The sequence below is a fragment of the Streptomyces sp. IBSBF 3136 genome (genome assembly GCF_036815105.1).
Classification (GTDB): Bacteria; Actinomycetota; Actinomycetes; order Streptomycetales; family Streptomycetaceae; genus Streptomyces.
The window spans coordinates 100,194-121,142 of sequence record NZ_JAJSZC010000001.1 but is presented as its reverse complement, the minus strand read 5'-3'; the positions used below and the strand labels follow the sequence as shown (position 1 = coordinate 121,142).

21 protein-coding genes and 2 pseudogenes are annotated in these 20,949 nt (G+C 74.3%); 15 read left to right on the top strand and 8 right to left on the bottom strand.

The window, feature by feature from the left end; genetic code table 11:
- The 11 genes and pseudogenes from V7E45_RS00505 to V7E45_RS00455 all read left to right on the top strand — a co-directional run.
- Window positions 1-251, top strand: a pseudogene (locus V7E45_RS00505) (SMP-30/gluconolactonase/LRE family protein); the annotation flags it as partial.
- Between the two features lie 66 nt (window positions 252-317).
- Window positions 318-779: a fluoride efflux transporter CrcB gene (crcB, locus tag V7E45_RS00500; RefSeq protein ID WP_333772048.1), complete on the top strand. Its 462-nt coding sequence runs from the start codon at window positions 318-320 to the stop codon at window positions 777-779.
- Window positions 776-1,147, top strand: coding sequence for a DUF190 domain-containing protein (locus V7E45_RS00495; RefSeq protein ID WP_333772047.1), 372 nt, complete (start codon window positions 776-778; stop codon window positions 1,145-1,147). Before crcB (V7E45_RS00500) ends, V7E45_RS00495 begins: the two co-directional genes overlap by 4 nt.
- Complete coding sequence (crcB, locus tag V7E45_RS00490) at window positions 1,147-1,521, top strand: fluoride efflux transporter CrcB (protein ID WP_333772046.1); 375 nt, start codon at window positions 1,147-1,149, stop codon at window positions 1,519-1,521. The genes V7E45_RS00495 and crcB (V7E45_RS00490) overlap by 1 nt, the downstream gene beginning before the upstream one ends.
- A 75-nt stretch (window positions 1,522-1,596) precedes the next feature.
- Entirely contained in the window at window positions 1,597-2,433 is an 837-nt protein-coding gene (locus V7E45_RS00485) for an undecaprenyl-diphosphate phosphatase (RefSeq protein WP_333772045.1), read from the top strand.
- 236 nt (window positions 2,434-2,669) lie between these two features.
- Complete coding sequence (locus tag V7E45_RS00480; protein ID WP_333772044.1) at window positions 2,670-3,398, top strand: FadR/GntR family transcriptional regulator; 729 nt, start codon at window positions 2,670-2,672, stop codon at window positions 3,396-3,398.
- A 196-nt stretch (window positions 3,399-3,594) separates the two neighbouring features.
- Complete coding sequence (locus tag V7E45_RS00475; RefSeq protein ID WP_333772043.1) at window positions 3,595-4,611, top strand: asparaginase; 1,017 nt, start codon at window positions 3,595-3,597, stop codon at window positions 4,609-4,611.
- A gap of 85 nt (window positions 4,612-4,696) precedes the next feature.
- Window positions 4,697-6,106, top strand: coding sequence for an aspartate ammonia-lyase (gene aspA / locus V7E45_RS00470; RefSeq protein WP_333772042.1), 1,410 nt, complete (start codon window positions 4,697-4,699; stop codon window positions 6,104-6,106).
- A gap of 71 nt (window positions 6,107-6,177) precedes the next feature.
- The gene (locus V7E45_RS00465) at window positions 6,178-7,116 is read left to right on the top strand and encodes a glutaminase (RefSeq protein WP_333772041.1); all 939 of its coding nucleotides are present in this window, start codon (window positions 6,178-6,180) and stop codon (window positions 7,114-7,116) included.
- A gap of 124 nt (window positions 7,117-7,240) precedes the next feature.
- Entirely contained in the window at window positions 7,241-8,644 is a 1,404-nt protein-coding gene (mptB, locus tag V7E45_RS00460) for a polyprenol phosphomannose-dependent alpha 1,6 mannosyltransferase MptB (RefSeq protein WP_333772040.1), read from the top strand.
- Window positions 8,641-9,993 carry a glycosyltransferase 87 family protein gene (locus V7E45_RS00455; protein WP_333772039.1) on the top strand — a complete coding sequence of 451 codons (1,353 nt, stop codon included), beginning with the start codon at window positions 8,641-8,643 and terminating at the stop codon, window positions 9,991-9,993. Before mptB ends, V7E45_RS00455 begins: the two co-directional genes overlap by 4 nt.
- Window positions 9,994-10,091: 98 nt before the next feature.
- Here the strand turns inward: V7E45_RS00455 and V7E45_RS00450 are convergent.
- Both V7E45_RS00450 and rho read right to left on the bottom strand, forming a co-directional pair.
- A pseudogene (locus tag V7E45_RS00450) lies at window positions 10,092-10,925 on the bottom strand (D-alanyl-D-alanine carboxypeptidase family protein); the annotation flags it as partial.
- A gap of 100 nt (window positions 10,926-11,025) precedes the next feature.
- Entirely contained in the window at window positions 11,026-12,171 is a 1,146-nt protein-coding gene (gene rho / locus V7E45_RS00445) for a transcription termination factor Rho (RefSeq protein ID WP_333772038.1), read from the bottom strand.
- A gap of 427 nt (window positions 12,172-12,598) precedes the next feature.
- On the opposite strand from rho, the gene V7E45_RS00440 reads away from it, so the two are divergent.
- A complete protein-coding gene (locus tag V7E45_RS00440; protein ID WP_333772037.1) occupies window positions 12,599-13,597 on the top strand; it encodes a hypothetical protein in 999 nt (332 codons plus the stop codon).
- A gap of 23 nt (window positions 13,598-13,620) precedes the next feature.
- Here V7E45_RS00440 and V7E45_RS00435 read toward each other — a convergent pair whose 3' ends face one another.
- On the bottom strand, window positions 13,621-14,019 hold the full coding sequence (locus V7E45_RS00435) for a nuclear transport factor 2 family protein (RefSeq protein WP_333772036.1): 399 nt from the start codon (window positions 14,017-14,019) through the stop codon (window positions 13,621-13,623).
- A gap of 72 nt (window positions 14,020-14,091) precedes the next feature.
- Here V7E45_RS00435 and V7E45_RS00430 point away from each other — a divergent pair, with 72 nt between their 5' ends.
- Together V7E45_RS00430 and V7E45_RS00425 are read left to right on the top strand one after the other, a co-directional pair.
- Window positions 14,092-14,661 (top strand): PadR family transcriptional regulator, encoded by a 570-nt coding sequence (locus V7E45_RS00430; protein WP_333772035.1) that lies wholly within the window; start codon window positions 14,092-14,094, stop codon window positions 14,659-14,661.
- A complete protein-coding gene (locus tag V7E45_RS00425) occupies window positions 14,661-15,428 on the top strand; it encodes a class I SAM-dependent methyltransferase (RefSeq protein WP_333772034.1) in 768 nt (255 codons plus the stop codon). The genes V7E45_RS00430 and V7E45_RS00425 overlap by 1 nt, the downstream gene beginning before the upstream one ends.
- Here the strand turns inward: V7E45_RS00425 and V7E45_RS00420 are convergent.
- The 5 genes from V7E45_RS00420 to V7E45_RS00400 all read right to left on the bottom strand — a co-directional run bounded on the left by V7E45_RS00420 (window position 15,398) and on the right by V7E45_RS00400 (window position 19,892).
- Complete coding sequence (locus tag V7E45_RS00420; protein ID WP_333772033.1) at window positions 15,398-16,141, bottom strand: GntR family transcriptional regulator; 744 nt, start codon at window positions 16,139-16,141, stop codon at window positions 15,398-15,400. The genes V7E45_RS00425 and V7E45_RS00420 overlap by 31 nt on opposite strands.
- 380 nt (window positions 16,142-16,521) lie before the next feature.
- Window positions 16,522-17,490 carry an acetylxylan esterase gene (locus tag V7E45_RS00415; protein WP_333772032.1) on the bottom strand — a complete coding sequence of 323 codons (969 nt, stop codon included), beginning with the start codon at window positions 17,488-17,490 and terminating at the stop codon, window positions 16,522-16,524.
- A 208-nt stretch (window positions 17,491-17,698) separates the two neighbouring features.
- Window positions 17,699-18,283: an Rv1733c family protein gene (locus V7E45_RS00410; protein WP_333772031.1), complete on the bottom strand. Its 585-nt coding sequence runs from the start codon at window positions 18,281-18,283 to the stop codon at window positions 17,699-17,701.
- Between the two features lie 243 nt (window positions 18,284-18,526).
- The gene (locus V7E45_RS00405) at window positions 18,527-19,282 is read right to left on the bottom strand and encodes a ferredoxin reductase (RefSeq protein WP_333772053.1); all 756 of its coding nucleotides are present in this window, start codon (window positions 19,280-19,282) and stop codon (window positions 18,527-18,529) included.
- A 4-nt stretch (window positions 19,283-19,286) separates the two neighbouring features.
- Entirely contained in the window at window positions 19,287-19,892 is a 606-nt protein-coding gene (locus tag V7E45_RS00400) for a sulfite oxidase-like oxidoreductase (protein WP_333772030.1), read from the bottom strand.
- A 168-nt stretch (window positions 19,893-20,060) separates the two neighbouring features.
- Here V7E45_RS00400 and V7E45_RS00395 point away from each other — a divergent pair, with 168 nt between their 5' ends.
- Window positions 20,061-20,855, top strand: coding sequence for a GNAT family N-acetyltransferase (locus tag V7E45_RS00395; protein ID WP_333772029.1), 795 nt, complete (start codon window positions 20,061-20,063; stop codon window positions 20,853-20,855).
- The last annotated feature ends 94 nt before the right edge of the window (window positions 20,856-20,949 follow it).

Sequence of the window (20,949 nt, the reverse complement as noted above, 5' to 3'; positions counted from 1 at the left end):
ACCTGCTGCACCGCGCCCCCGCCGCCGTGCGCCGCACCGCCGCCCGGGCCGCCGTGCACGCCCCCTTCCGCCCGGGCGGCACGATCGGGGTGATGGCCCTGGACGACGACGGCGCCACCGTCCACCGCCTCACCCGCCGCCGTTCCGGCTTCCGCATGGTCACCAGCGTCTGCCGGGCCGGCCGGCACCTGGTGCTCGGCAGCCTCTGGGAGCCGGGGATCGCGGTCTGCGCGCTGCCCGCCGCCCGCTGACCCGGCGGTACGCTGGTGCCCGGCCACGATCACCCGTGAGGGCGGCCCGGACAGGAGACGCACAGCATGACAGCCCCGGAAGCCGAGAGCCTCCGCGCCCGCCCGGCACCCGCGCGGCGGTCCGAGTGGCGTGCCCAGGGCCCCGTCGTGGCGGTGGTCGCGGCGGGCGGCGCCCTCGGCGCCGTGGCACGCTACGGGCTCACCCTGGCCTGGCCCACGCCGGCCGGCGGCTTCCCCTGGGCGACCTTCTGGACCAACGTCACCGGCTGCGCCGTCATGGGTGTGTTCATGGTGCTGATCACCGACGTCCGGGCCGCGCACCGGCTGGTGCGCCCCTTCTTCGGCACCGGTGTGCTCGGCGGCTTCACCACCTTCTCCACCTACGCCGTCGACATCCGCAAGCTGATCGGCGCCGGCCACCCCCGCACCGGTCTCGCCTACCTCGTCGCGACCCTCGTCGCGGCGCTCGCGGCGGTGTGGCTGGCCTCGGTCGCCGCCCGCACGGTCCTCGTCCGGAGGCAGCGATGACAGCACTCGGCGGCCGGGCCCTGCGGCTCACCGTCCACATCGGCGAGGACGACACCTGGCACCACAAGCCCCTCTACTCCGAGATCGTGCACCGCGCGCACGCGGCCGGCCTCGCCGGGGCCAGCGTCTTCCGCGGCATCGAGGGGTTCGGCGCCTCCTCCCGTATCCACACCTCCCGGCTGCTCTCCCTGAGCGAGGACCTGCCGGTGGCGATCGTCGTGGTGGACACCGAGGAGCGTGTCCGGGCGTTCCTGCCGCAGCTGGACGAACTGGTCACCGAGGGTCTGGTGACCCTGGACGAGTGCGAGGTCATCCGGTACGTGGGGCGTGCGCCCGGCCCGGACGGGGCGAAGGGTAAGAAGCCGTAGTGAACTGGCTGCTGGTGATCGCCGGGGCCGTGGTCGGCGCCCCCCTGCGCTATCTCACCGACCGTGCCGTCCAGGCCAGGCACGACTCGGTCTTCCCCTGGGGCACCTTCGTGGTGAACGTCACCGGCAGCCTGATCCTGGGGCTGCTCACCGGTGCCGTCTCGGCCGGAGCCGCAGGTCCGCACCTCCAGCTGCTGATCGGCACCGGTCTGTGCGGAGCCCTGACGACGTACTCGACGTTCTCCTACGAGACCCTGCGGCTGACCGAGGCGGGCGCGGGGCTCTACGCTGCCGCCAACGTCGTCGCGAGCGTGGCGGCGGGGCTCGCGGCCGCCTTCGCGGGCGTCGGCCTCGCCGGCGCCCTCTGGAGCTAGGCGCTTGGCGTACGGCCGGGCATAGTAAGTACTGTCTACAGCACTGTCGACCAACTCTCCTCAGAACTGGATCCCATGAGCGCCATCTCCGTCGGTCAAGCCGTCGTCCTCGGAGTAGTCGAGGGGGTGACCGAGTTCCTCCCCGTGTCCTCCACCGGCCACCTCAAGATCGCCGAGGGGCTCATGAACATCCCCGTCGACGACAAGTCCGTCGTCGGTTTCTCGGCCGTCATCCAGGTCGGCGCCATCGCCGCCGTGCTCGTGTACTTCTTCAAAGACATCAAGCGGATCGTCTCCGCCTGGTTCCGCGGTCTGACCAACCGCGAGGAGCGCTACCACCACGACTACAAGTTCGCCTGGTGGGTGATCGCCGCGACCATCCCGATCGTCGTGGTGGGCCTCGCGGCCAAGCCGCTGATCGAAGGTCCCCTCGCCTCGCTCTGGGTGGTCGCCGCCTCCCTGATCGTCGGTTCCGGCGTGATGTGGGCCGCCGACCAGATGGGCCGGCACAAGCGCGGTGAGGACGACACCTCGTTCAAGGACGCGATGTGGGTCGGCTGCTCGCAGATCCTCGCCCTGCTGTTCCCCGGCTTCTCCCGCTCCGGCGCCACCATGTCCACCGCGCTCATCCGGGACCTGGACCGGGTCGCCGCCACCCGCCTGTCCTTCTTCCTCGGCATCCCGGCCCTCACCGGCGCCGGCATCTACGAGCTCAAGGACGCCCTCGGCGCGGGCGTCGGTGCCGCGCCACTCGCCATCGGCACCATCGTCTCCTTCGTGGTCGCCTACGCCTCCATCGCCTGGCTGCTGAAGTTCGTCGCCAAGCACTCCTTCAACGCCTTCGTGATCTACCGGATCGTCATCGGCGGCGCGCTCCTCGGCTTGCTCGCCACCGGCACCCTCAGCAGCTGAGCGAAGACCGCTGATCACCCACGGGGTGGGGGGGGGGGGGGGGGGGGGGGGGGGGGGGGGGGGGGGGGGGGGGGGGGGGGGGGGGGGNCCCCCCCCCCCCCCCCCCCCCCCCCCCCCCCCCCCCCCCCCCCCCCCCCCCCCGCCCCCCCCCCCCCCCCCCCCCCCCCCCCCACCCCGTGAATGTTTTCATACGACCCGCTTGACAGCCTGCCGCCGCGCGTCGCAGGATCGCTCCCGTGAACCTGTCAGACAGCCAGACAGGTGTGTCGGTACCGCGGCGCGTCAGCGCCATGGAAGCGGTCCTCGGCCACCTCCGCGGCGCCATCGAGCGCGGCGAGTACACCATCGGCGACAAGCTGCCCTCCGAGGCCGAGCTGTGCCGCACCCTGGAGGTGTCCCGGCCCGTCCTGCGCGAGGCGCTGCGCGCGCTGCAGACGATGGGCCTGACGGTCTCCCGCACCGGCAAGGGCACCTTCGTCGTCGCGAGCACGGTCGAGGACCCCACGTTCGGCGACTACGCGGCCAGCGACCTGCTGGAGGTGCGCCGCCACATCGAGCTTCCGGTCGCCGGGTACGCCGCCGTGCGCCGCACCCCGGAGGACCTGGACCGCCTGGCCCACCTCCTGGACCGGATGGAGCGGGAGACCGACACCACCGCGTGGGTCGCGATGGACAGCCTCTTCCACCTCGCCGTCGCCGAGGCCGCCCAGAACCCGGTCTTCCGCCGGGTCATCGAGGAGATCCGCGACGCGCTGGCGCGCCAGTCGGCCTTCCTGAACGAGCTGGGCGGGCGGCGCGAGCAGTCCGACCGGGAGCACCGGGCGATCGTCGAGGCGCTGATCGACGGCTCCGAGCACGACGCCGTCGAGGCGATGAGCCACCACCTCGACCGCGTCGAGACCACCCTGACCGACATCGTGCGAGCCGGGCGCCCGGACTCCGCGGCGGGCGGGCCCGCGGCATGAGTGCCCCACGCACCGCGACCTGGCCGGCGCCCGCCCCGGGCCCGCACCCCACCGGCCGCGCCCCGCGCCCGCCGAGGACGCGCGGCCCGGCCCCGAAGAACCCCGCGCACACGAGCCGGCACCCGGTCCCGGCGCGCACGTATCCCACCGGCGCCGGCGCGTGACCCGCGCCGCGACCCCCGACAAGCAGGCAGCCATGTACAACGGTTCCCCCGCGGACGCACCCCTGATCCGCGAGCCCCTCCACGCCCCCGTCGCCCACCTCGTCCGCGGCGGGGTCGTCGAGGGCATCCACTACGGCTCCGTCGTCGTCCTCGACGTCGACGGCCGGGTCAAGCTGCAGCTCGGCGACATCGAGGCCGCGTTCTACCCGCGCTCGGCCCTCAAGCCCGTCCAGGCCGTGGCCATGCTGCGGGCCGGGCTGCCGCTCGACGGCGACCTGCTCTCGCTGGCGGCCGCGAGCCACTCCGGCGAGGAGCGCCACCTCGCCGGCACCCGCCGGATCCTCGAACTCGCCGGGCTCACCGAGGACGACCTGCGCAACGTGCCCGACATGCCGTACGACCCCGTCGAGCGGGACGCCTGGGTCCGCGCCGGCAGGCAGCCCTCCCGCCTCGCCCAGAACTGCTCCGGCAAGCACGCCGCCATGCTGTGGACCGCCCGGCTCAACGGCTGGTCCCTGACGGACTACCTGGACGCCGCGCACCCGCTCCAGCGGGCCGTCGCCGACACCGTCGAGGACCTGACCGGCCAGCGGGCGGCCGGGGTCACCGTGGACGGCTGCGGCGCACCCCTGTTCGCCATATCCCTGCACGGCCTCGCCCGCGCCCTCTCCCGCATCACCTCGGCCGCCCCGGGCACGCCCGAGGCCCGGGTGGCGGACGCGATGCGCGAGCACGCCGAGACGGCCTCCGGCACCCGGCGCGACGTGGCCGCGCTGATGCGGGCGGTGCCCGGGCTGCTCGCCAAGGACGGCTTCGAGGGCGTCCAGGTGGCCGCGCTGCCCGACGGCCGGGCCGTCGCCGTCAAGATCGCCGACGGCGCGAACCGGGCGCGCGTCCCGGTCGCGGCGGCCGCGCTGGCCCGGGCGGGCGTCGACCCGGCCCTGCTGACCGGGTTCGCCGGTGAGCCGCTGCTCGGCGGCGGGGAGCCGGTCGGCTCCGTGCGGCCGGTGCGCGCGCTGGACCCCGTCGAGCTGCCGGCCTGCGCCTGACCGCCCCGCCGGTGACGCCCCGCGCCCCCGCCCGGGGCGCCGTCACTCCCGTACCCCAGACACCAGAAAGTGGTCCCGCACCCTCATGACCGCCGCCACCCGTAGCGAGCACGACCTGCTAGGCGACCGGGACGTACCCGCCGACGCCTACTGGGGTGTCCACACCCTGCGCGCGACGGAGAACTTCCCGATCACCGGCACCCCGATCGCCGCCTACCCGCACCTGATCGACGCCCTGGCCGCCGTCAAGGAGGCCGCCGCCCTCGCCAACGAGGAACTCGGCCTGCTGGAGCCCCGCAAGGCCGCCGCGATCGTCGCCGCCTGCCGGGAGATACGCGCCGGCGAGCTGCACGACCAGTTCGTCGTGGACGTCATCCAGGGCGGCGCGGGCACCTCGACCAACATGAACGCCAACGAGGTCGTGGCCAACCGCGCACTGGAACTGCTCGGCCACGCCAAGGGCGAGTACGCGCACCTGCACCCCAACGAGGACGTCAACCTCGGCCAGTCGACCAACGACGTCTACCCCACCGCCGTCAAGATCGCGACGGTGTTCGCGGTGCACGGCCTGCTCAAGGCGATGGCCGTCCTCCAGGACTCCTTCGCGCACAAGGCCGTCGAGTTCCGCGACGTGCTGAAGATGGGCCGCACCCAGCTCCAGGACGCGGTGCCGATGACCCTCGGCCAGGAGTTCTCGGCCTTCGCCGTGATGCTGGACGAGGACCGCAGCCGGCTCGCCGAGGCGGTGGAGCTGATCCAGGAGATCAACCTCGGCGCCACCGCCATCGGCACCGGACTGAACGCCCCGGCCGGCTACGCCGAGGCCGCCCGCAGGCACCTCGCCGCGATCACCGGGCTGCCCCTGGTCACCGCGGCCAACCTGGTCGAGGCCACCCAGGACTGCGGCGCCTTCGTCCAGATGTCGGGCGTGCTCAAGCGGATCGCCGTCAAGCTCTCCAAGAGCTGCAACGACCTGCGGCTGCTCTCCTCGGGCCCGCGCGCCGGCCTGGGCGAGATCAACCTTCCGCCGGTCCAGGCGGGTTCGTCGATCATGCCGGGCAAGGTCAACCCGGTGATCCCCGAGGTCGTCAACCAGGTCGCCTTCGAGGTGATCGGCAACGACGTGGCCATCACCATGGCCGCGGAGGCCGGGCAGCTCCAGCTCAACGCCTTCGAGCCGATCATCCTGCACTCCCTCTCCGAGTCGATCACCCATCTGCGCCGCGCCTGCCTGACCCTCGCCGAGCGCTGCGTGAACGGCATCACCGCCAACACCGAGGTGTTGCGCGCGACCGTGGAGAACTCCATCGGCCTGGTCACCGCGCTCAACCCGCACATCGGGTACACGGCCGCCACCGACATCGCCAAGGAGGCCCTGGCCACCGGCCGCGGCGTGGCCGAGCTGGTGCTGGAGAAGGGCCTGCTGCCCGCCGAGCGGCTGGCCGACCTGCTGCGCCCCGAGATCGTCGCCGGCACCGAGGCACCCGCCGCCTGACCTCCACCGGGGTTCGCGCGGGCCCCGGCGCGGGCTCGCGCGGTTACACGTCCGGACCGGCCGGAGGCACAATGGTGATCATGACAACGACGTCGTCCCTCGCCTTCCTGCCGGTCCTGGAGCGCATCGCCGAGGAGATGGAGCGCACGCCCGGCCGCGGGCGTCCCGCCGACTACATCCCGGCCCTCGCGGCCCGCGATCCCCGCAGCTTCGGCATGGCCGTCGCCGAGCTGGACGGCACCGTGTACGGGGTGGGGGAGTGGCGGCAGCCCTTCTCGACGCAGTCCATCACCAAGGTCTTCACGCTCGCCCTCGACCTGGCCCGCGAGGGCGACGAACTCTGGGAGCACGTCGGCCGGGAACCCTCGGGCAACCCGTTCAACTCGCTGGTGCAGCTGGAGTACGAGAACGGCATCCCGAGGAATCCTTTCATCAACGCGGGCGCGCTCGTCGTGACCGACCGCCTCCAGACCCGCACCGGGGACGCCTCCGGGGAACTGCTGGCCTTCCTGCGCGCCGAGAGCGGCAACCCCGCGCTGGACTTCGACAAGGAGGTCGCGGCCTCCGAGAACGCCGGCGGCGACCGGAACGCGGCCCTCGCGCACTTCATGGCGTCCTACCACAACATCGACAACGACGTGCCCGTCCTGCTCGACCAGTACTTCCGGCAGTGCTCCATCGCCGCCTCCTGCGCCGACCTGGCCCTCGCCACCACCTTCCTCGCCCGGCACGGCATCCGCTCCGACGGCACCCGGCTGCTCACCCGCAGCCAGGCCAAGCAGGTCAACGCGGTGATGCTGACCTGCGGCACGTACGACGCGGCCGGCGACTTCGCCTACCGGGTCGGCCTGCCCGGCAAGAGCGGGGTGGGCGGCGGGATCATCGCGGTCGTGCCGGGCCGGTGCACGCTGTGCGTGTGGAGCCCGGGTCTCGACGAACGCGGCAACTCGGTGGCGGGCGTGGCCGCCCTGGACCGGTTCACGACGCTGACCGGCCTGTCCGTGTTCTAGGTGTATTGACCCGCAGGGTTGTTGACGCGTCTGCCCGCGCGGGCCACCGACCGGTCACCCGGCGGCCCCGGCCCGGAGGGTCCCGCGTCGTCTCGCGGCCATCCCGCGTTGCCACGCTGCCCGCGTGCCGGCCAAGACCTTCCCCGTCGACCTCCGCCGCTGTCAGGTGCTCGGCCTGGCCGGTACCGCGTTCCTCGCCCTGGGCGGTGAGACCGCGGGCGCCCTGCCCGTCCGGGACCACCTCGCGCCCGCCTCCGCACAGGCCGCGCTCGGGCTGGTCGCGGTCTACTTCGGCGTCGTCCTGCTGACCGCCGCGTGGATGCTCCTCGGGCGGCTGGTGCGCGGGCCGCGCCCGCCCGCCCAGCGGTCCCTGCTGCTGGTCCTGGCCGTCTGGGCGGCTCCCCTGCTGCTCGCCCCGCCGCTGTTCAGCCGGGACGTCTACAGCTACCTCGCGCAGGGCGCCATGGTCGACGCCCACATGGACGTGTACACCCAGGGCCCCGCCCAGCTCGGCGGCCCGCTGGCCGACGAGGTCGCCCCGGTGTGGCAGCACACGGCCGCCCCCTACGGACCGGCCTTCCTGGCCCTGGCCTCCGTCCTGTCCGGCCTGACCCACGGCCGGCTGCCCGCGGGGCTGCTCGGCATGCGCCTGCTCGCGGTGCTCGGCGTGGCGCTCATGGCCGTGGCGCTGCCCCGGCTGGCCCGGCACAGTGGCGCCGACCCGGCCGCCGCCCTGTGGCTCGGCGCCCTCAACCCGCTGGTCCTGCTGCACCTCGTCGCGGGCGCCCACAACGACGCGCTCATGCTCGGCCTGCTGGGGCTCGGCCTGGTCGCGGCGTGCGGCCGGTGGCCCGTCCTCGGGGCCGTGCTCGTCACATCGGCGGCCCTGGTCAAGGCGCCCGCCGCGCTCGGCCTGCTCGCCGTCGTGGCCCTGCTGGTCCGCTCCGGCCGGCGCCCGTCGCACGCGATCGCGGTCACGGCGGCCACCGCCGCGGCGACCACGGTCACCGCGACCGCCGTGGCCGGCACGGGGTACGGCTGGGTCCACGCCCTGACCACCCCCGTCTCCCCGCACAACTGGGCGCTCACCAGCCTGCTCGGCCGGGTCACCCGCGCCCTGCTCGAACACCTCGGCAGCGGCCTGGCCCCGCTGGCGATCCCGGCCTGGCACCTGCTCGGCCTGGCGGCCACCGCGGTCGCCGTCCTGCTGATCTGGCTGCGGCTGCGCCCGCACCCGGTGTACGCCCTCGGCCTGAGCCTGCTGGCCGTCGCCGTCCTCGGCCCCGCGATCCGCCCCTGGTACGTGCTCTGGGGCCTGTTCCTGATCGCGGCCGCCGGACAGAGCGCCCCGGTACGGCATCGGGTCGCCGCCCTGGCCGGCGTCCTCGCCCTCGCCGTACTGCCCAGCGGCGGACCGGCGGACCCCGGCCGGCTGGTGCTCGCCGTCTCCGGCGCGCTGCTCGGCCTGGTCGTCCTGTGGCAGGCCCACCAGAGCGCCCGTACGCCCGTGCCGGGACGCACCGCATGAGCGTCCGGCCGGCACCGCGCACCGACCGGGGACGGCTGCTGCTCGTCCTCACGCTGGCCGCCGCCGTCAGCGCGTTCACGGCGACCGTCCCGCTGCTGCGCGACTTCTTCGACCTGCGCGTCTACTACGGGACCGTGCACACCTGGCTGGCCCATGGCGGCCGCATCTACGACTACCGGGTGCCGGGGACGGCGTACGGCTTCACGTACCCGCCGTTCGCGGCCCTCGCGCTGCTGCCGCTGGCCGCGCTGGGCAGGCCGGCCGCGATCGCCGCCTCCCTGCTGGTGAACCTGGCCGCGCTGGCGGTGGTGCTGCGGATCCTGGCCGGGCCGGGACGCCGGCGGTACGGCTGGTACCGGTGGTCGCTCGCCCTGTGCGCGCTGGCCCTGTTCGAGCCGCTGCGGGACACCTTCAGCTTCGGCCAGGTGAACCTGGTGCTCCTCGCCCTGGTCCTCACCGACTGCCGGCTGTTGTCGGCCGGGCGGGACCGCTGGGCGGGCGCCGGGACCGGGCTCGCCGCGGCCGTGAAGCTGACGCCCGCGCTGTTCATCGGCCTGCTGCTGCTCGCCCGGCGGTGGCGCGCGGCGGCGGTGGCGGCCGCCGTGGCCCTCGCCGCGACGGGGCTCGCCGCCTGGGCGGACCCGGACGCGTCGCGCTACTACTGGACCCGGGCGCTGTGGGACACCGGCCGGGTCGGCCGTCTCGACTACGTCTCGAACCAGTCGCTCCAGGGCGTCCTCGCCCGGCTCGGTGAACCGGACCGCGCGCCGTGGGCCGCGGCGGTCCTGCTGGTGCTCTGCGTGTGGGCGTGGCGCGCCGGTCGGGCCGCGGCGGCCGGGAACTGGGCGGCGGCCTTCGCCCTCACCGGGGCGGCGGCCTGTCTGGTCAGCCCGATCACCTGGGTGCACCACCTGGTGTGGCTGCTGCCTGCCTTCGTGGTCCTGGCGCGGGCCGGGCACCCGCGGCTCGCGGGCGCCCTGTACGCGGTGCTGTGCACCAGCGTGGTGTGGCTCTGGTTCGACGACGCCTCCGGCCCCGACGGGTTCGTCGGCGGCAACGCCTACACGTGGATCACGCTCGGTCTGCTGCTCGGCCTGCCGGTCGCTCAGCCGTCGGTGCTCCGGCCGTGCTTGGCCTTGAGCGCCCGTGTCACGGCCCACGCGCCGAGCCCCGCGAGCCCGGCGACGGCCGCGGTGCCCGTCCAGCCCGAGTCGTCGTCCGGCGCCGGCCCGGCCGTCGCCGCCACGGGCGCCGCGGACGCACCGGCGGGGGAGGCGGCGCGCAGCGCGTCCAGCGAGCCGACCGGATCCACCCGCCCGGCCGCCGCGAAACCCCAGTCGAGCAGCTGACGGGCCTCCTCGTAGACCTCGAACCCCCCGCCGTCCTGCGGGTTCATCACCGTGACGACGAGGGTGCGGCCGTCCCGGCGCGCGGCGGCGACGAGGGTGTTGCCCGCGTTGCTCGTGTAGCCGTTCTTGATGCCGACCAGCCCCGGATACGGCGCCACGCCGTCCTCGCCGGTCAGCAGCCGGTTGGTGTTCTCGATCGCGTACGGCCATCCGTCGCCGGGGAACTGGGCGTGCGCGGTGGAGCAGTACCGGGCGAAGTCGGGGTTGCGCAGGCCCTCGCGCCCGAAGACCGCCAGGTCGAAGGCGGAGGAGACCTGCCCGTCGGCGTCGTAGCCGTCGGGGGAGACCACATGGGTGTCCAGGGCGCCCAGCGCGCGGGCCTTGGCCTGCATCCTGGTGGCGGTGCGCTGCCAGCCGCCGCCCAGCGAGGCGAGCACGTGCACGGCGTCGTTGCCGGAGCTGAGGAAGACGCCGCGCCACAGGTCGGCCACCTGGTAGGTGTGGCCCTCCTCGACACCGACCAGGCTGCTGCCCTCGCCCACGTCCTCCAGTTCCTCGTACCGGACCGTGTGCTGCCGGGTGGCGGGCAGGCCGGGCAGCACGGTGAGGGCGAACAGGGTCTTCAGGGTGCTGGCGGGCGGCAGCCTGCGGTGCGCGGCGTTCGCGGCCAGGACCTCGCCGCTTCCGGCGTCGGCCACCACCCAGGAGAGCGCGGAGACCTCCGGCACTTCCGGGGCACCGCGGCGGGTCCGGACCTGGGTGCCCGGGTGGAAGAGCAGGGACGGCTGCGGCACGGCCGCCCGTGGTCGTGGGGGCGCGGGATCCCCCGCACGGTGCGCGGTGGCGGCGGCGGCCGGCGAGAGTGCCAGCACACCCGCCACACACAGGGAACAGGCGGAGACGGCCGTCCGACGAGAGAATCCGGTGATCATACGATCAACCTAAGAAGGATGGCGCGGAGTGGCGCGCTGCCCGGGCCGGACGGCCCAGTGGAGCAACCCGGATGCCGCACGCGGCCGCCCCGGGCGCGGCTCAGCCCGCCGGCAGCGTCGGCTGGACGCGGCGCAGGAAGGCGGCGTTGCCGGGCGTCTCCCGCATCCGCTCCAGCAGCGTCTCCAGGGCGGCCGGCCCGCCCTCCCGGGAGCGCAGCGCTCGGCGCAGTCCCCGGGTGGCCGTCAACTCGGCCGGAGTGAGGAGGAGTTCCTCGCGGCGGGTACCCGTGGCGTCGATGTCCACGGCCGGGAAGAGGCGCCGGGCGGCCGCCTCCCGGTCCAGGCGCAGCTCCATGTTGCCGGTGCCCTTCAGCTCCTCGAAGAAGTAGCCGTCGGCGCGGGAGCCGGTGTCCACCAGGACGGTGGCGAGGATGGTGAGCGAGCCGCCCTCCTCGGCCGCGCGGGCGGCACCGAAGAACCGCTTGGGCCCGAGCAGCGCGCCCGCGTCGACACCGCCGCTCAGGGTGCGGCCGCCGGCGGCCGCCGCGTTGTTGTGCGCCCGGCACAGCCGGGTCAGCGAGTCCAGCAGTATGACGACGTCCTCGCCGGCCTCGACGAGCCGCTTGGCCCGCTCGATGACCAGCTCCGCCAGGGCGATGTGCTCCTTGGGCGCCCGGTCGAAGGTGGAGGCGTACACCTCGCCGCGCACCGAGCGGCACATCTCGGTGACCTCCTCGGGCCGCTCGTCCAGTAGGACGACCATCAGCCGGCACTCGGGGTGGTTGCCGGCCACGGCGGCGGCCAGTTGCTGGAGCAGCACGGTCTTGCCGCTCTTCGGCGGAGCGACGATCAGCCCGCGCTGGCCCTTGCCGACCGGCGCGAACAGGTCGGCGACGCGTCCGGCCGCACCGGACGCCGGGTGCTCGAGCCGGATCCGCTCGTGCGGGTGGAGCGGGGTGAGGTCCTGGAAGCGGCGACGGCCCCGCGAGTCGTCAGGGTCGCCCCCGTTGACGCGCGTGACCTCGGTCAGCGCGCGCTGCGCCCCGCGCACGCCCTCGACGAGGTCACCCCCGCGCAGGCCGTGACGGCGGATCAGCGCGGGTGGCACCTGCGGGTCGGCGGGGGAGGACAGGCAGGTCACGGCCCGCAGGTGCCCCTTCCCGTGCGCGTCGATGTCGAGGACACCGGCGACGGTCGGCGCGGCCGGCGCCCGCTGTACGTGCGGGGGTTCGAGTGTGGTGGTCATGGTGGTCCTTTCACGGACTCGGGTACGGGAGGAAGCAGAGGGGGGAGGGAGGAAGCGGGCCGCGCGACGGGAGGGCGTAGGTGCCTCCGGGCGACCACGGGAACAGCACCCCGCGACGAGGTGATGAGAGGCGGCTGACGCGCCGGGTCGCGAGACGACGGCCGGATCAGCGCCAAGAGAGGAGAACGGCACCGGCGCCCTCAAGGGGGCGAGCACGAGTACCGCAAGCACCGTACCACTGCACGGCACGGCGCCGCTTCGATTACGTCAACACCTCTTGTGCGCGGCCTGTTCCCGAGGTGTCGAGCGGGCGACCGTACCGAGTCGCGTGTCCTGACGTGTCACCGGTCCGCATCAGATGTCCGCACACCATAACGATCCAGGTCCACAAGGGACTTGACCGGTGGACCTGCTCTATTGTCACGACATGTCCACGCCACCCCAGCCCCCGCAGCCGGACGACCGGCCCACACCGCAACCCGCGGCTTCCGCGCCGCAGCCCGACCCGCAGCCGGGGCCCTCCGCGCCGCAACCCGCGCAGCCCGCACCCCAGCCGGGTCAGCCCGCGCCACAGCCGGGCCAGCCCGCGCCACAGCCGGGCCAGCCCGCGCCCCAGCCGGTGATACCTGCTCAGCCCGCGGCCTACTCCTACCCGCATCCGCAGTCACCTCCGCCGGGAGCCTTCTACGCGCAGCCGACGCTCGTCGGGCAGCCGGGGCAGCCGCAGGTGGGTGTGCCCGGGAATCCCTACGCGCAGCCGCCGCAGTACGCGCAGGTGCCGACCCCGCCGTCCGGCGGTGGCGGAGCCGGGCGGGCGGTGCTGTGGGTCGCCGTCGGCGCGGTCGTCGCCTCCGTCGCCTGGGCGGCCGGTGTGTTCCTGGTCGGCGGCCGGGGCGACAGCGCCGACCTGCGCGGCTACTCGGCGCCCTCCGACATGTGCTCGAAGGCCGACTACTCGTCCTTCAAGGACGAGTACCCCGAGAGCGACTCCTCGCCGACCCACAACTCCCTCAAGGAGAAGGCGCTGGACGAGAGTTTCTGCAGCGTCAACCTCAAGAAGACCGGCTCCTCCTACGCGGACGCCTATCTGTCCATCCAGGTCGACCTCCACCGCAGCACCGACCCCGGGCCGGAGTTCACGGCCACCTGGAAGAACTACGACGAGAGCCACACCGGTTACGACGTCAACGAGGTCAAGGGCATCGGTGACGAGGCCTACCTGGTCAGCCAGGACACCACCAGCGGGTCCTCCAGCGGCTCGCGCTACGCCACCCTCGCCGTGCGCGACGGCTGGGTGACGTACACGATGAGCTACAGCGCCTACCTCAGCTCCTACTCCCAGGACAAGACCCCGCCCGGGATCAGCGACGTGTCCGACTGGCTGAAGACGGACACCAGGGCCACCCTCGAACAGCTCAAGGACTGAACGGCCGGTCGGCCCGGCGCAGGTCAGAGGGACCGGGCCGCCGCCTCCTTCGCGATCTGCTCGAACCGCGCGCCCATGGCCTCGGCGAGGGCGTGGGCGCCCGACAGCGGACGCACCATGACCATGAAGTCCTCGATCAGACCGGCCTCGTTCACCCGCAGGAAGTCGCAGCCGGTCAGCTCCCGCTCGCCGACCCGGGCCGTGAAGACCAGCGCGTGCTCCGGGCCGTCCGGGGCGCCGATCTCCCGGGTGTACCGGAAGTCCTGGAACACCTCGGAGACCGCGCGCAGGATCGCCGCGGTGATCGCCTTGCCGTGGTACGGCTTGAAGACGACCGGGCTGGTGAAGACGACATCGTCGGCCAGCAGCGCCTCGACGGCGTCCAGGTCGCCCGCCTCGACCGCCTCGCGGAACGCGCGCATCCGATCACCTCGTATAGTCAACTAATTGAATAGGTGCGGAGGAGATTAGTCGCCTGCTGCTAGCGTGTCCACATGTCGCTGAAGTACGCCGTCCTGGCCGCCCTGCTGGAGGGCGAGGCCTCGGGCTACGAACTGTCCAAGGTGTTCGACGTCTCGCTCGCGAACTTCTGGCCGGCCACCCCGCAGCAGCTGTACCGGGAGCTGGAACGCCTGGCGCAGGACGGGCTCGTCGAGGCCCGGACGGTGCAGCAGGAACGCCGGCCCAACAAGCGCATGTTCACCCTCACCGAGGCCGGCCGGAGCCAGTTGCGCTCCTTCGCCGCCGAACCGCCGAAGCGGCCCACCGCCGTGCGCGACGAACTCCTCATCAAGATCCAGGCCATGGACGGCGGCGACCCGGCGGCGACCCGGGCCCTGGTCGAGGAGCGCAGGGGCTGGGCGCGCGGCAAGCGCGACCGCTACGAGCGGGTGCGTGAACGCCTCCTGGACGGGCGGACCGAGGAGGAGTACCTGCGCACGGCCGACCGGATCGGCCCCTACCTCACCCTCATGGCCGGTATCGCCTTCGAGGAGGACATCCTGCGCTGGTGCGAGCGCGTTCTCGGGGTCCTGGAGCAGCGGATCACCCCCGGAGCGGCGTGATGTTCGGTCCCGACGGCCCCACACTGCGCGAACTCGCCGTGCAGGCACTGTCGTCCGTCGAGCACGGCTACGACCTGCTGGCCCCGAAGTTCGACCACACCCCCTTCCGGACCTCCGAGCGACTGCTTGACTCCGTCGCCGAGGCGCTGCGCCCGCTCGGGCCGTTCCACGACGGGCTCGACCTGTGCTGCGGCACCGGCGCAGGGACCGGTGTCCTGGCCCGGCTGTGCCGCCGCGGCGTCACCGGCCTCGACTTCAGCGCGGGGATGCTCGACGTGGCCCGGCGGCGCGGTCCGGCCGCGGGCCCGGACGTCGCCTGGGTGCGCGGCGACGCCCGGGCCCTGCCGTTCACCGCCGCCTTCGACCTGGTGGTCAGCTTCGGGGCGTTCGGGCACTTCCTGCCCCGCGAACTGCCCGGACTGTTCGGCCAGGTGCACTCGGTGCTGCGGCCGGGCGGGCGGTTCGCCTTCCCGGTCCTCGCCCCGCCCCGGCCCTCCGGCCTCGGCTACTGGACGCTGCTCGGCTTCGACACGGTGATGCGGGTGCGCAACGTCCTGTGGCGACCGCCGTTCGTCATGTACTACCGGGCCTTCCGGCTCGGTGACGTCCTGGCGGAGCTGGGACGCGCCGGTCTCGCGGTCGAGCTGCGGGCGCTCCCCGAGTTCGGGCGGCGCGCCGACGGCGGCCCGCGCGCCCGGCTGGTGGTGGCACGCCGGACGGCCGCGGGCGGCCCGGGTCAGCCCGCGGCAGGCAGCGTGAACTCGTAGACCAGCGCGTCCCGTTCGGCGTCCACCACCAGCTCGGTTATCTCCAGCGGGCGCGCGTACTGGTCGTGCACCCGCCGGGTCACCCGGACCGACGAGGCGTCGCCGAGCTGGGTGATGGAGTCCCGGTGGTGCAGCGTCAGGCCGGCCTTGCGCATCCAGTCGTAGGCCCGGCGCAACTGCGCGGGGGTGGCGCCGTCGGCCCGGTCCCGGTAGCGGCCCAGCTCCGCGACCTCGGCCAGCGCCACGGCGGAGAACGAGGTCACCGCGGTGCGCAGCGACCGGCCGTCCGGCGTGGCCGACCGGTAGCGGTGCACCAGCGTCGGTCGGCACGGGGCCAGGCGCAGCGCCGTCGCGTGGTCCGGCGGGGGTGCCTCCCAGGCCACCGTCGCCCGGTCCACCGCCCAGGGGTCGGCCGTCCGGGCACCGACCGGGAAGGTGAGGGAGGCCGGATCCTCGACCGGGCCCCCGGGCAGGGTCGCGTGGCTGCCGCGCCGGTCGGTGGTGACGACGCCGCCGCGGCGCAGCACCTCGAGGGCCTGCCGGACGGTCTCCCGGCTGACCTCGAAGTGCCGGGCCAGATGGCGCTCGCCCGGCAGCCGTTCGCCGGGCGGGATGGTGCCGTCGTGCAGTTCGTCCAGCAGTAGGGACGCGACCCTCCAGTACAGGGGCCGGCCGTCGGTCTGCGGGGGGTCGTGCGGGGTGGTGCGGGCCATGCCGCGCCTCCTGTTGGTGACAAGACGTAGCCGTGCGGGCTCATTGCGCGACCACATCTAGCATTGGTCTAAACCACAAGGGAAGAGCGGTCCGCCGGTTCGGCCGAAACCCACCCTGCGCTATCCACCCGTCACAGCGGGTCGCCAGTGGCGCTCGCCCGCACCGCCCCGCCGCGACCGCCCGTGAGCCGCGGGCCCACCGGCCCTCCGTGCGGCCCGCCGGACCCCGTCCGGGGCCGGTGAACCCGACGCCGGCGCCGGACCGGTTGTGTCCGAAAGCCCGCCGGCGGACCCGCCGCCCCGCAGGCGTAGGTGCGCAGCCTGCACGGCCTGCGCACCTTTCAGGCGTACGAGCGCAGTCGGCACGGCCTGCGTACCTCTCAGGCGTACGAGCGCAGCCAGCGCAGCTTGCGTTCCTCCTGGAACGGGCCACCGCCCTCGTGGTCGTTGAACTCGTACACTTCGATCGCCTTGTCCTCGTGGGCCCAGGCGTTGAACGCCGCGAACACCGTGGACGGCGGGCAGGTCTGGTCCTCCAGGGCCGCCGAGAAGAGGGCGGGGGCCCGGCCGCGCGCCGCGAAGTGCACGCCGTCGAAGTAGGAGAGGGTGCGCAGGACGTCGGCCGCCCGGCCGCGGTGCGTCTTGAGGAACAGACCTATCTCCCGGTACGGATGCCGGTCCGTGACCGTCACGGCGCGCGGGAAGTCGCACAGGAACGGCACGTCCGGGGCGACCGCGACCAGGTCCGGGACGAGCCCGCCGACGGCGAGCGCGATGCCGCCGCCCTGGCTCTCACCGATCACCGCGGTGCGCGCGGCGTCCGTCAGGGGGTGCGTACGGGCCGCCTCGACGGCGCGTACGGCGTCGGTGAACACCCGGCGGTAGTAGTAGTTCTCCGGTGCGTCGACACCCCGCGTCATGAACCCGGGGTACGCGGGCGCGGCGCCCACCGGGTCCGTCGTGCCGCCACCGCCGCCCCAGGCGCTGCCCTGCCCGCGGGTGTCCATCACGAAGTGCGCCCGGCCCGTGGACGCCCACAGCAGCTTCTCGTGCGCGAGTCCGCGCCCTCCGCCGTAGCCGATGAACTCCACCACCAGCGGGAGCGGTTCGGAGGCCGCGGCGGGCAGCCGCAGCCAGCCACGGACCGGGTGGCCGCCGAACCCGGCGAACGTCACGTCGAGGACCCGCACGGTGGAAAGCCCGGTGTCCACCGGCTCGAAGCGGACGTCCAGTTCGTGCTCGCGCGCCTTCTGGAGCGTCTTGCCCCAGAAGGCGTCGAAGTCCTCGGGCGCGCCCGACTCCCCGTGGTACGCGCGCAGTTCGTCGATCGGGAGGTCGAACAGGGCCATCGGCAACCGCCTTCGGGCAGGGGGTGGGAGAAAGCGTGATCTCACCGTACGGCGGTGGTCGGACGGCCCGCCAGACGCGTGCCGTCCGCTGCCCTGCTGCCGTCTGCGTGCCGGCGGCCGCTCTCTTGGCCCGGGCGGTGAAATCGCTTGCCGTGCGGGCCCGGTGAAGGCGCGCACCGGGGGCCGGCCGCCGTGGCGGGCCCGCCGGTCAGGTCCTCGGCTGGGTCCACTTCGGTCCTGTGCGGGCCCACGCCCGCTCCCACTCGGCCATCCGGTGCCGCAGCGCGATCCGGCGCTCCACGGCATGCCCGAGCAGGACCACGGCCGCCGCGCCGCCCGCCGCGCACACGCCCACCGTCACCGTGTGCTGCCATACCGCGACGTCGTCCGGGGGCGGTGCCGCACTGCGGCCCCGGGTGTCGAACCACACGGTCACCTCGTCCCCCGGGCGGGTGCCCGCCGGCACCCGGGCCTGCGTGGTCCGTACCCCCTTGCCCGGCTCGGTCCAGCGGACCATGGCCTGGTAGGGATGTTCGCGGTCGCCCTGCACGGCGTGCAGCCGCCGGGCCGGCGCGGCGACCACCTCGGCCCGCACGTGGTGACGTTCGGAGCGCTCCGCGACCGCCACGGTCTGCGCCCGGTCGTGGGCGCGCAGCCCGGCCGCCACCCCGACCAGGGGCGCGACCACGAACAGCAGGACGGAGACGATCAGCACCGCCCATGCCTCCACGACGTCCGACCGCCGCCGCAGCGGATTGCGCCGCCACCGCCAGCCACGCACCCCGGTCCGCATGCCCACCTCCTCGCCGCCGGAGGCCCGGGCCGTGTCACCGGCTCGTCCGCCCCCGCGGCCGTGCACGAGCGCCCACACCCGTCACGTACCCCGTACGGCGCACCTCGTTCACCCCGCCCACAGCGACTTCAAGCCTCATGCGGCACGACCGCGGCCACGCGCCACCGGGCGGGTGCGGGCTCCCGGGCGGCGGGTCCGGCCCGGCCGGGTGCGGCCCGGCCAGGTGCGGCCCGCGCCCCGTGTTCAGCCGAAGCGTTCGATGCGGATCCGGTCGACCGGCTGGCCGGCCTCGACCAGCAGGCGGGAGGCGTGCTCGGCGAATCCGTTGGAACCGCAGACGTAGGCCTCCCAGCCGCCGTGCGGCCGCTCGGCCAGGAGCGGCGCCAGCTGGGCGGCCGCCAGACGGCCCACCGGCACCCCCTGGGGAGCGCTGCGCGTGTACACGGCCGTCGTCTCCGCGCCCAGTTCCCGGGCGTAGATCAGGTCCTCGGGGCCGCGCGCCGACACCAGCATCCGCAGCGGCACGGCGAGCCCCCGGGCCCGGTGGTGCCGCACCATCGACATCAGCGGCACGATCCCGGAACCGGCGCCGAGCAGCAGGGCGGCCCGGTCGCCCGGCCAGGCGAAGAAGCCGCTCAGCGGGCCGCGCACCTCGACCGTGTCGCCTGGCCTGGCCAGCGTGTGGAACCAGCTCGACACCTCTCCGTCCGGCACGTGGTCGAGGGTGAGCTCGATGTGGCCGGAGTCGTCGGGGGCGGAGGCGATCGAGTAGTGGCGCTGGGCCACGTAGCCGTCCGGCGCGGTCAGCCGCAGCATCAGGTGCTGCCCGGGCAGGTGCCCGGCCCAGCCGGGCACCGCGAGCCGGAAGGTCGCCGCGCGCGGGGTCTCGCGCCGGATCTCCGTCAGCGTGGCCGTCTGCCACACCGCCGCCACCTGGCCGCTGACCGCGATGCGGCCGGGCACGGCGAAGCGCGACGGGGGAGTGAAGGCCGTCGTCACCGTCTCAGTCACCGGAGTACCGCTGCTCCTCCCACGGGTTGCCCCGCTCGTGGTAGCCGTTCTGCTCCCAGAAACCCGGCTCGTCGTGGTCGAGGAGCCTGATGCCCGCGATCCACTTGGCGCTCTTCCAGAAGTACAGGTGCGGCACCAGCAGCCGGGCCGGCCCGCCGTGCTCGGGCGCGAGCGGCTCGCCGTCGAACTCCCAGGCGATCCAGGCGCGCCCGCCGATGAGGTCCGCGAGCGGCAGGTTGGTGGTGTAGCCCGTGTGGGAGTAGGCGACCGCGTGGGTGGCCGTCGCCCGGGGCCGGACCGCATCGAAGAACGTGTCCAGCGAGACACCGCCGAAGCGCACCCCGAACTTCGACCAGCCGGTCACACAGTGGATGTCGCCCGCGTACGAGGATGCGGGCAGGGCGCGCGCCTCGTCCCAGTGCCACGTCCGCGGCCGCTCCACCAGCCCGTCGACGCGGAAGGACCAGTCGGTCGGCGTGAGGTGGGGGGTGACCTCGGCGGACAGGACGGGCCAGTCGTCCCTCGCGTCGTACTGCCCCGGTGGCAGCCCTGGGTCGACGACGCGCGGGCGCCCCGTGAAGCCTCGGGTGACGTTCATGCTTCAACCGTACCTGTCGTCGCGGGCGCTCCGTCCCAGGTCACCGCCCCGATCATTACATGCTCATGAACGGCCGGCGGGCCGGGAATAGCCGCCCCCCGCGCCTCCTTGCACGCTGAGTGCCGGCCGGTGTGCCGGTGACGGCCCGAACGGAAGCGAGGAACGAGGATGCCCGAGGCGAACCGGATCGCCCTGACCGAGGCGGCACGGGGTGCCGCGGACGACGCGGCCCCGGCGGGGGCCGGCGCACCGCACGTCCTCGACAACCCCGCCCTCGCCTCCCTCACCGGCCCGCACGCCCGCTTCGCCGAGCGGCGCGGCCGCGTGCTGCGCTACCCGGTCGACGTCTCCCCGTGGCTGGCCCTGCCCGCCGAGCCGGACGCCGGCGACTGGGCCGACCTCGCGGCACTGGCCGGCCCCGGCGCCGAGGTGCCGCTGCCCGGCTTCCGGGGGCAGGTGCCGGACGGTTGGGAGGTCACCTTCCGGATGGAGGGCGTCCAGTTCGTGGACGACGGTCTCGCCGCCGCCCCGGACCCGGAGGCGGTGCGCCTCGGGCCCGCGGACGTCCCCGAGATGCTCGACCTGGTGGCGCGCACCCGGCCGGGCCCGTTCCTGCCGCGCACCATCGAACTCGGCACCTACCTCGGCATCCGCCGCGGGGGCGCGCTCATCGCCATGGCGGGAGAGCGGCTGCACCCGCCGGGCTGGACCGAGATCAGCGCGGTCTGCACCGACCCGGCGCACCGTGGCGAGGGCCTCGCCACCCGGATGATCCTCGCGGTCGCGCACGGCATCCGGGAGCGCGGCGAGACCCCGTTCCTGCACACCAGCGCGGAGAACGGCAACGCGATCCGGCTCTACGAGTCCCTCGGCTTCCGGCTGCGCCGCCGTACCGCGTTCCTGGCCGCGCGGGCGCCCGAGCCGCAGGCCGACGCGCGGGAGGCCGCCGTACCGGTCGCGTGAGCGCCCGGCCTGGACCCGGCGCGCGGACCGGCAGGCGGACCCGCCCGCGCGAAGCCACCGAGAACCCGGTGCGCGGACCGGCGGGCGGACCCAC

Excerpts from the sequence above, each read along its gene's own strand:
- crcB (WP_333772048.1), top strand. The coding sequence starts at position 318 with ATGACAGCCCCGGAAGCCGAGAGCCTCCGCGCCCGCCCGGCACCCGCG.
- V7E45_RS00495 (WP_333772047.1), top strand. The coding sequence starts at position 776 with ATGACAGCACTCGGCGGCCGGGCCCTGCGGCTCACCGTCCACATCGGC.
- V7E45_RS00485 (WP_333772045.1), top strand. The coding sequence starts at position 1,597 with ATGAGCGCCATCTCCGTCGGTCAAGCCGTCGTCCTCGGAGTAGTCGAG.
- V7E45_RS00475 (WP_333772043.1), top strand. The coding sequence starts at position 3,595 with ATGTACAACGGTTCCCCCGCGGACGCACCCCTGATCCGCGAGCCCCTC.
- aspA (WP_333772042.1), top strand. The coding sequence starts at position 4,697 with ATGACCGCCGCCACCCGTAGCGAGCACGACCTGCTAGGCGACCGGGAC.
- V7E45_RS00465 (WP_333772041.1), top strand. The coding sequence starts at position 6,178 with ATGGTGATCATGACAACGACGTCGTCCCTCGCCTTCCTGCCGGTCCTG.
- V7E45_RS00455 (WP_333772039.1), top strand. The coding sequence starts at position 8,641 with ATGAGCGTCCGGCCGGCACCGCGCACCGACCGGGGACGGCTGCTGCTC.
- rho (WP_333772038.1), bottom strand. The coding sequence starts at position 12,171 with ATGACCACCACACTCGAACCCCCGCACGTACAGCGGGCGCCGGCCGCG.
- V7E45_RS00440 (WP_333772037.1), top strand. The coding sequence starts at position 12,599 with ATGTCCACGCCACCCCAGCCCCCGCAGCCGGACGACCGGCCCACACCG.
- V7E45_RS00435 (WP_333772036.1), bottom strand. The coding sequence starts at position 14,019 with ATGCGCGCGTTCCGCGAGGCGGTCGAGGCGGGCGACCTGGACGCCGTC.
- V7E45_RS00430 (WP_333772035.1), top strand. The coding sequence starts at position 14,092 with ATGTCGCTGAAGTACGCCGTCCTGGCCGCCCTGCTGGAGGGCGAGGCC.
- V7E45_RS00425 (WP_333772034.1), top strand. The coding sequence starts at position 14,661 with ATGTTCGGTCCCGACGGCCCCACACTGCGCGAACTCGCCGTGCAGGCA.
- V7E45_RS00420 (WP_333772033.1), bottom strand. The coding sequence starts at position 16,141 with ATGGCCCGCACCACCCCGCACGACCCCCCGCAGACCGACGGCCGGCCC.
- V7E45_RS00415 (WP_333772032.1), bottom strand. The coding sequence starts at position 17,490 with ATGGCCCTGTTCGACCTCCCGATCGACGAACTGCGCGCGTACCACGGG.
- V7E45_RS00410 (WP_333772031.1), bottom strand. The coding sequence starts at position 18,283 with ATGCGGACCGGGGTGCGTGGCTGGCGGTGGCGGCGCAATCCGCTGCGG.
- V7E45_RS00400 (WP_333772030.1), bottom strand. The coding sequence starts at position 19,892 with ATGAACGTCACCCGAGGCTTCACGGGGCGCCCGCGCGTCGTCGACCCA.
- V7E45_RS00395 (WP_333772029.1), top strand. The coding sequence starts at position 20,061 with ATGCCCGAGGCGAACCGGATCGCCCTGACCGAGGCGGCACGGGGTGCC.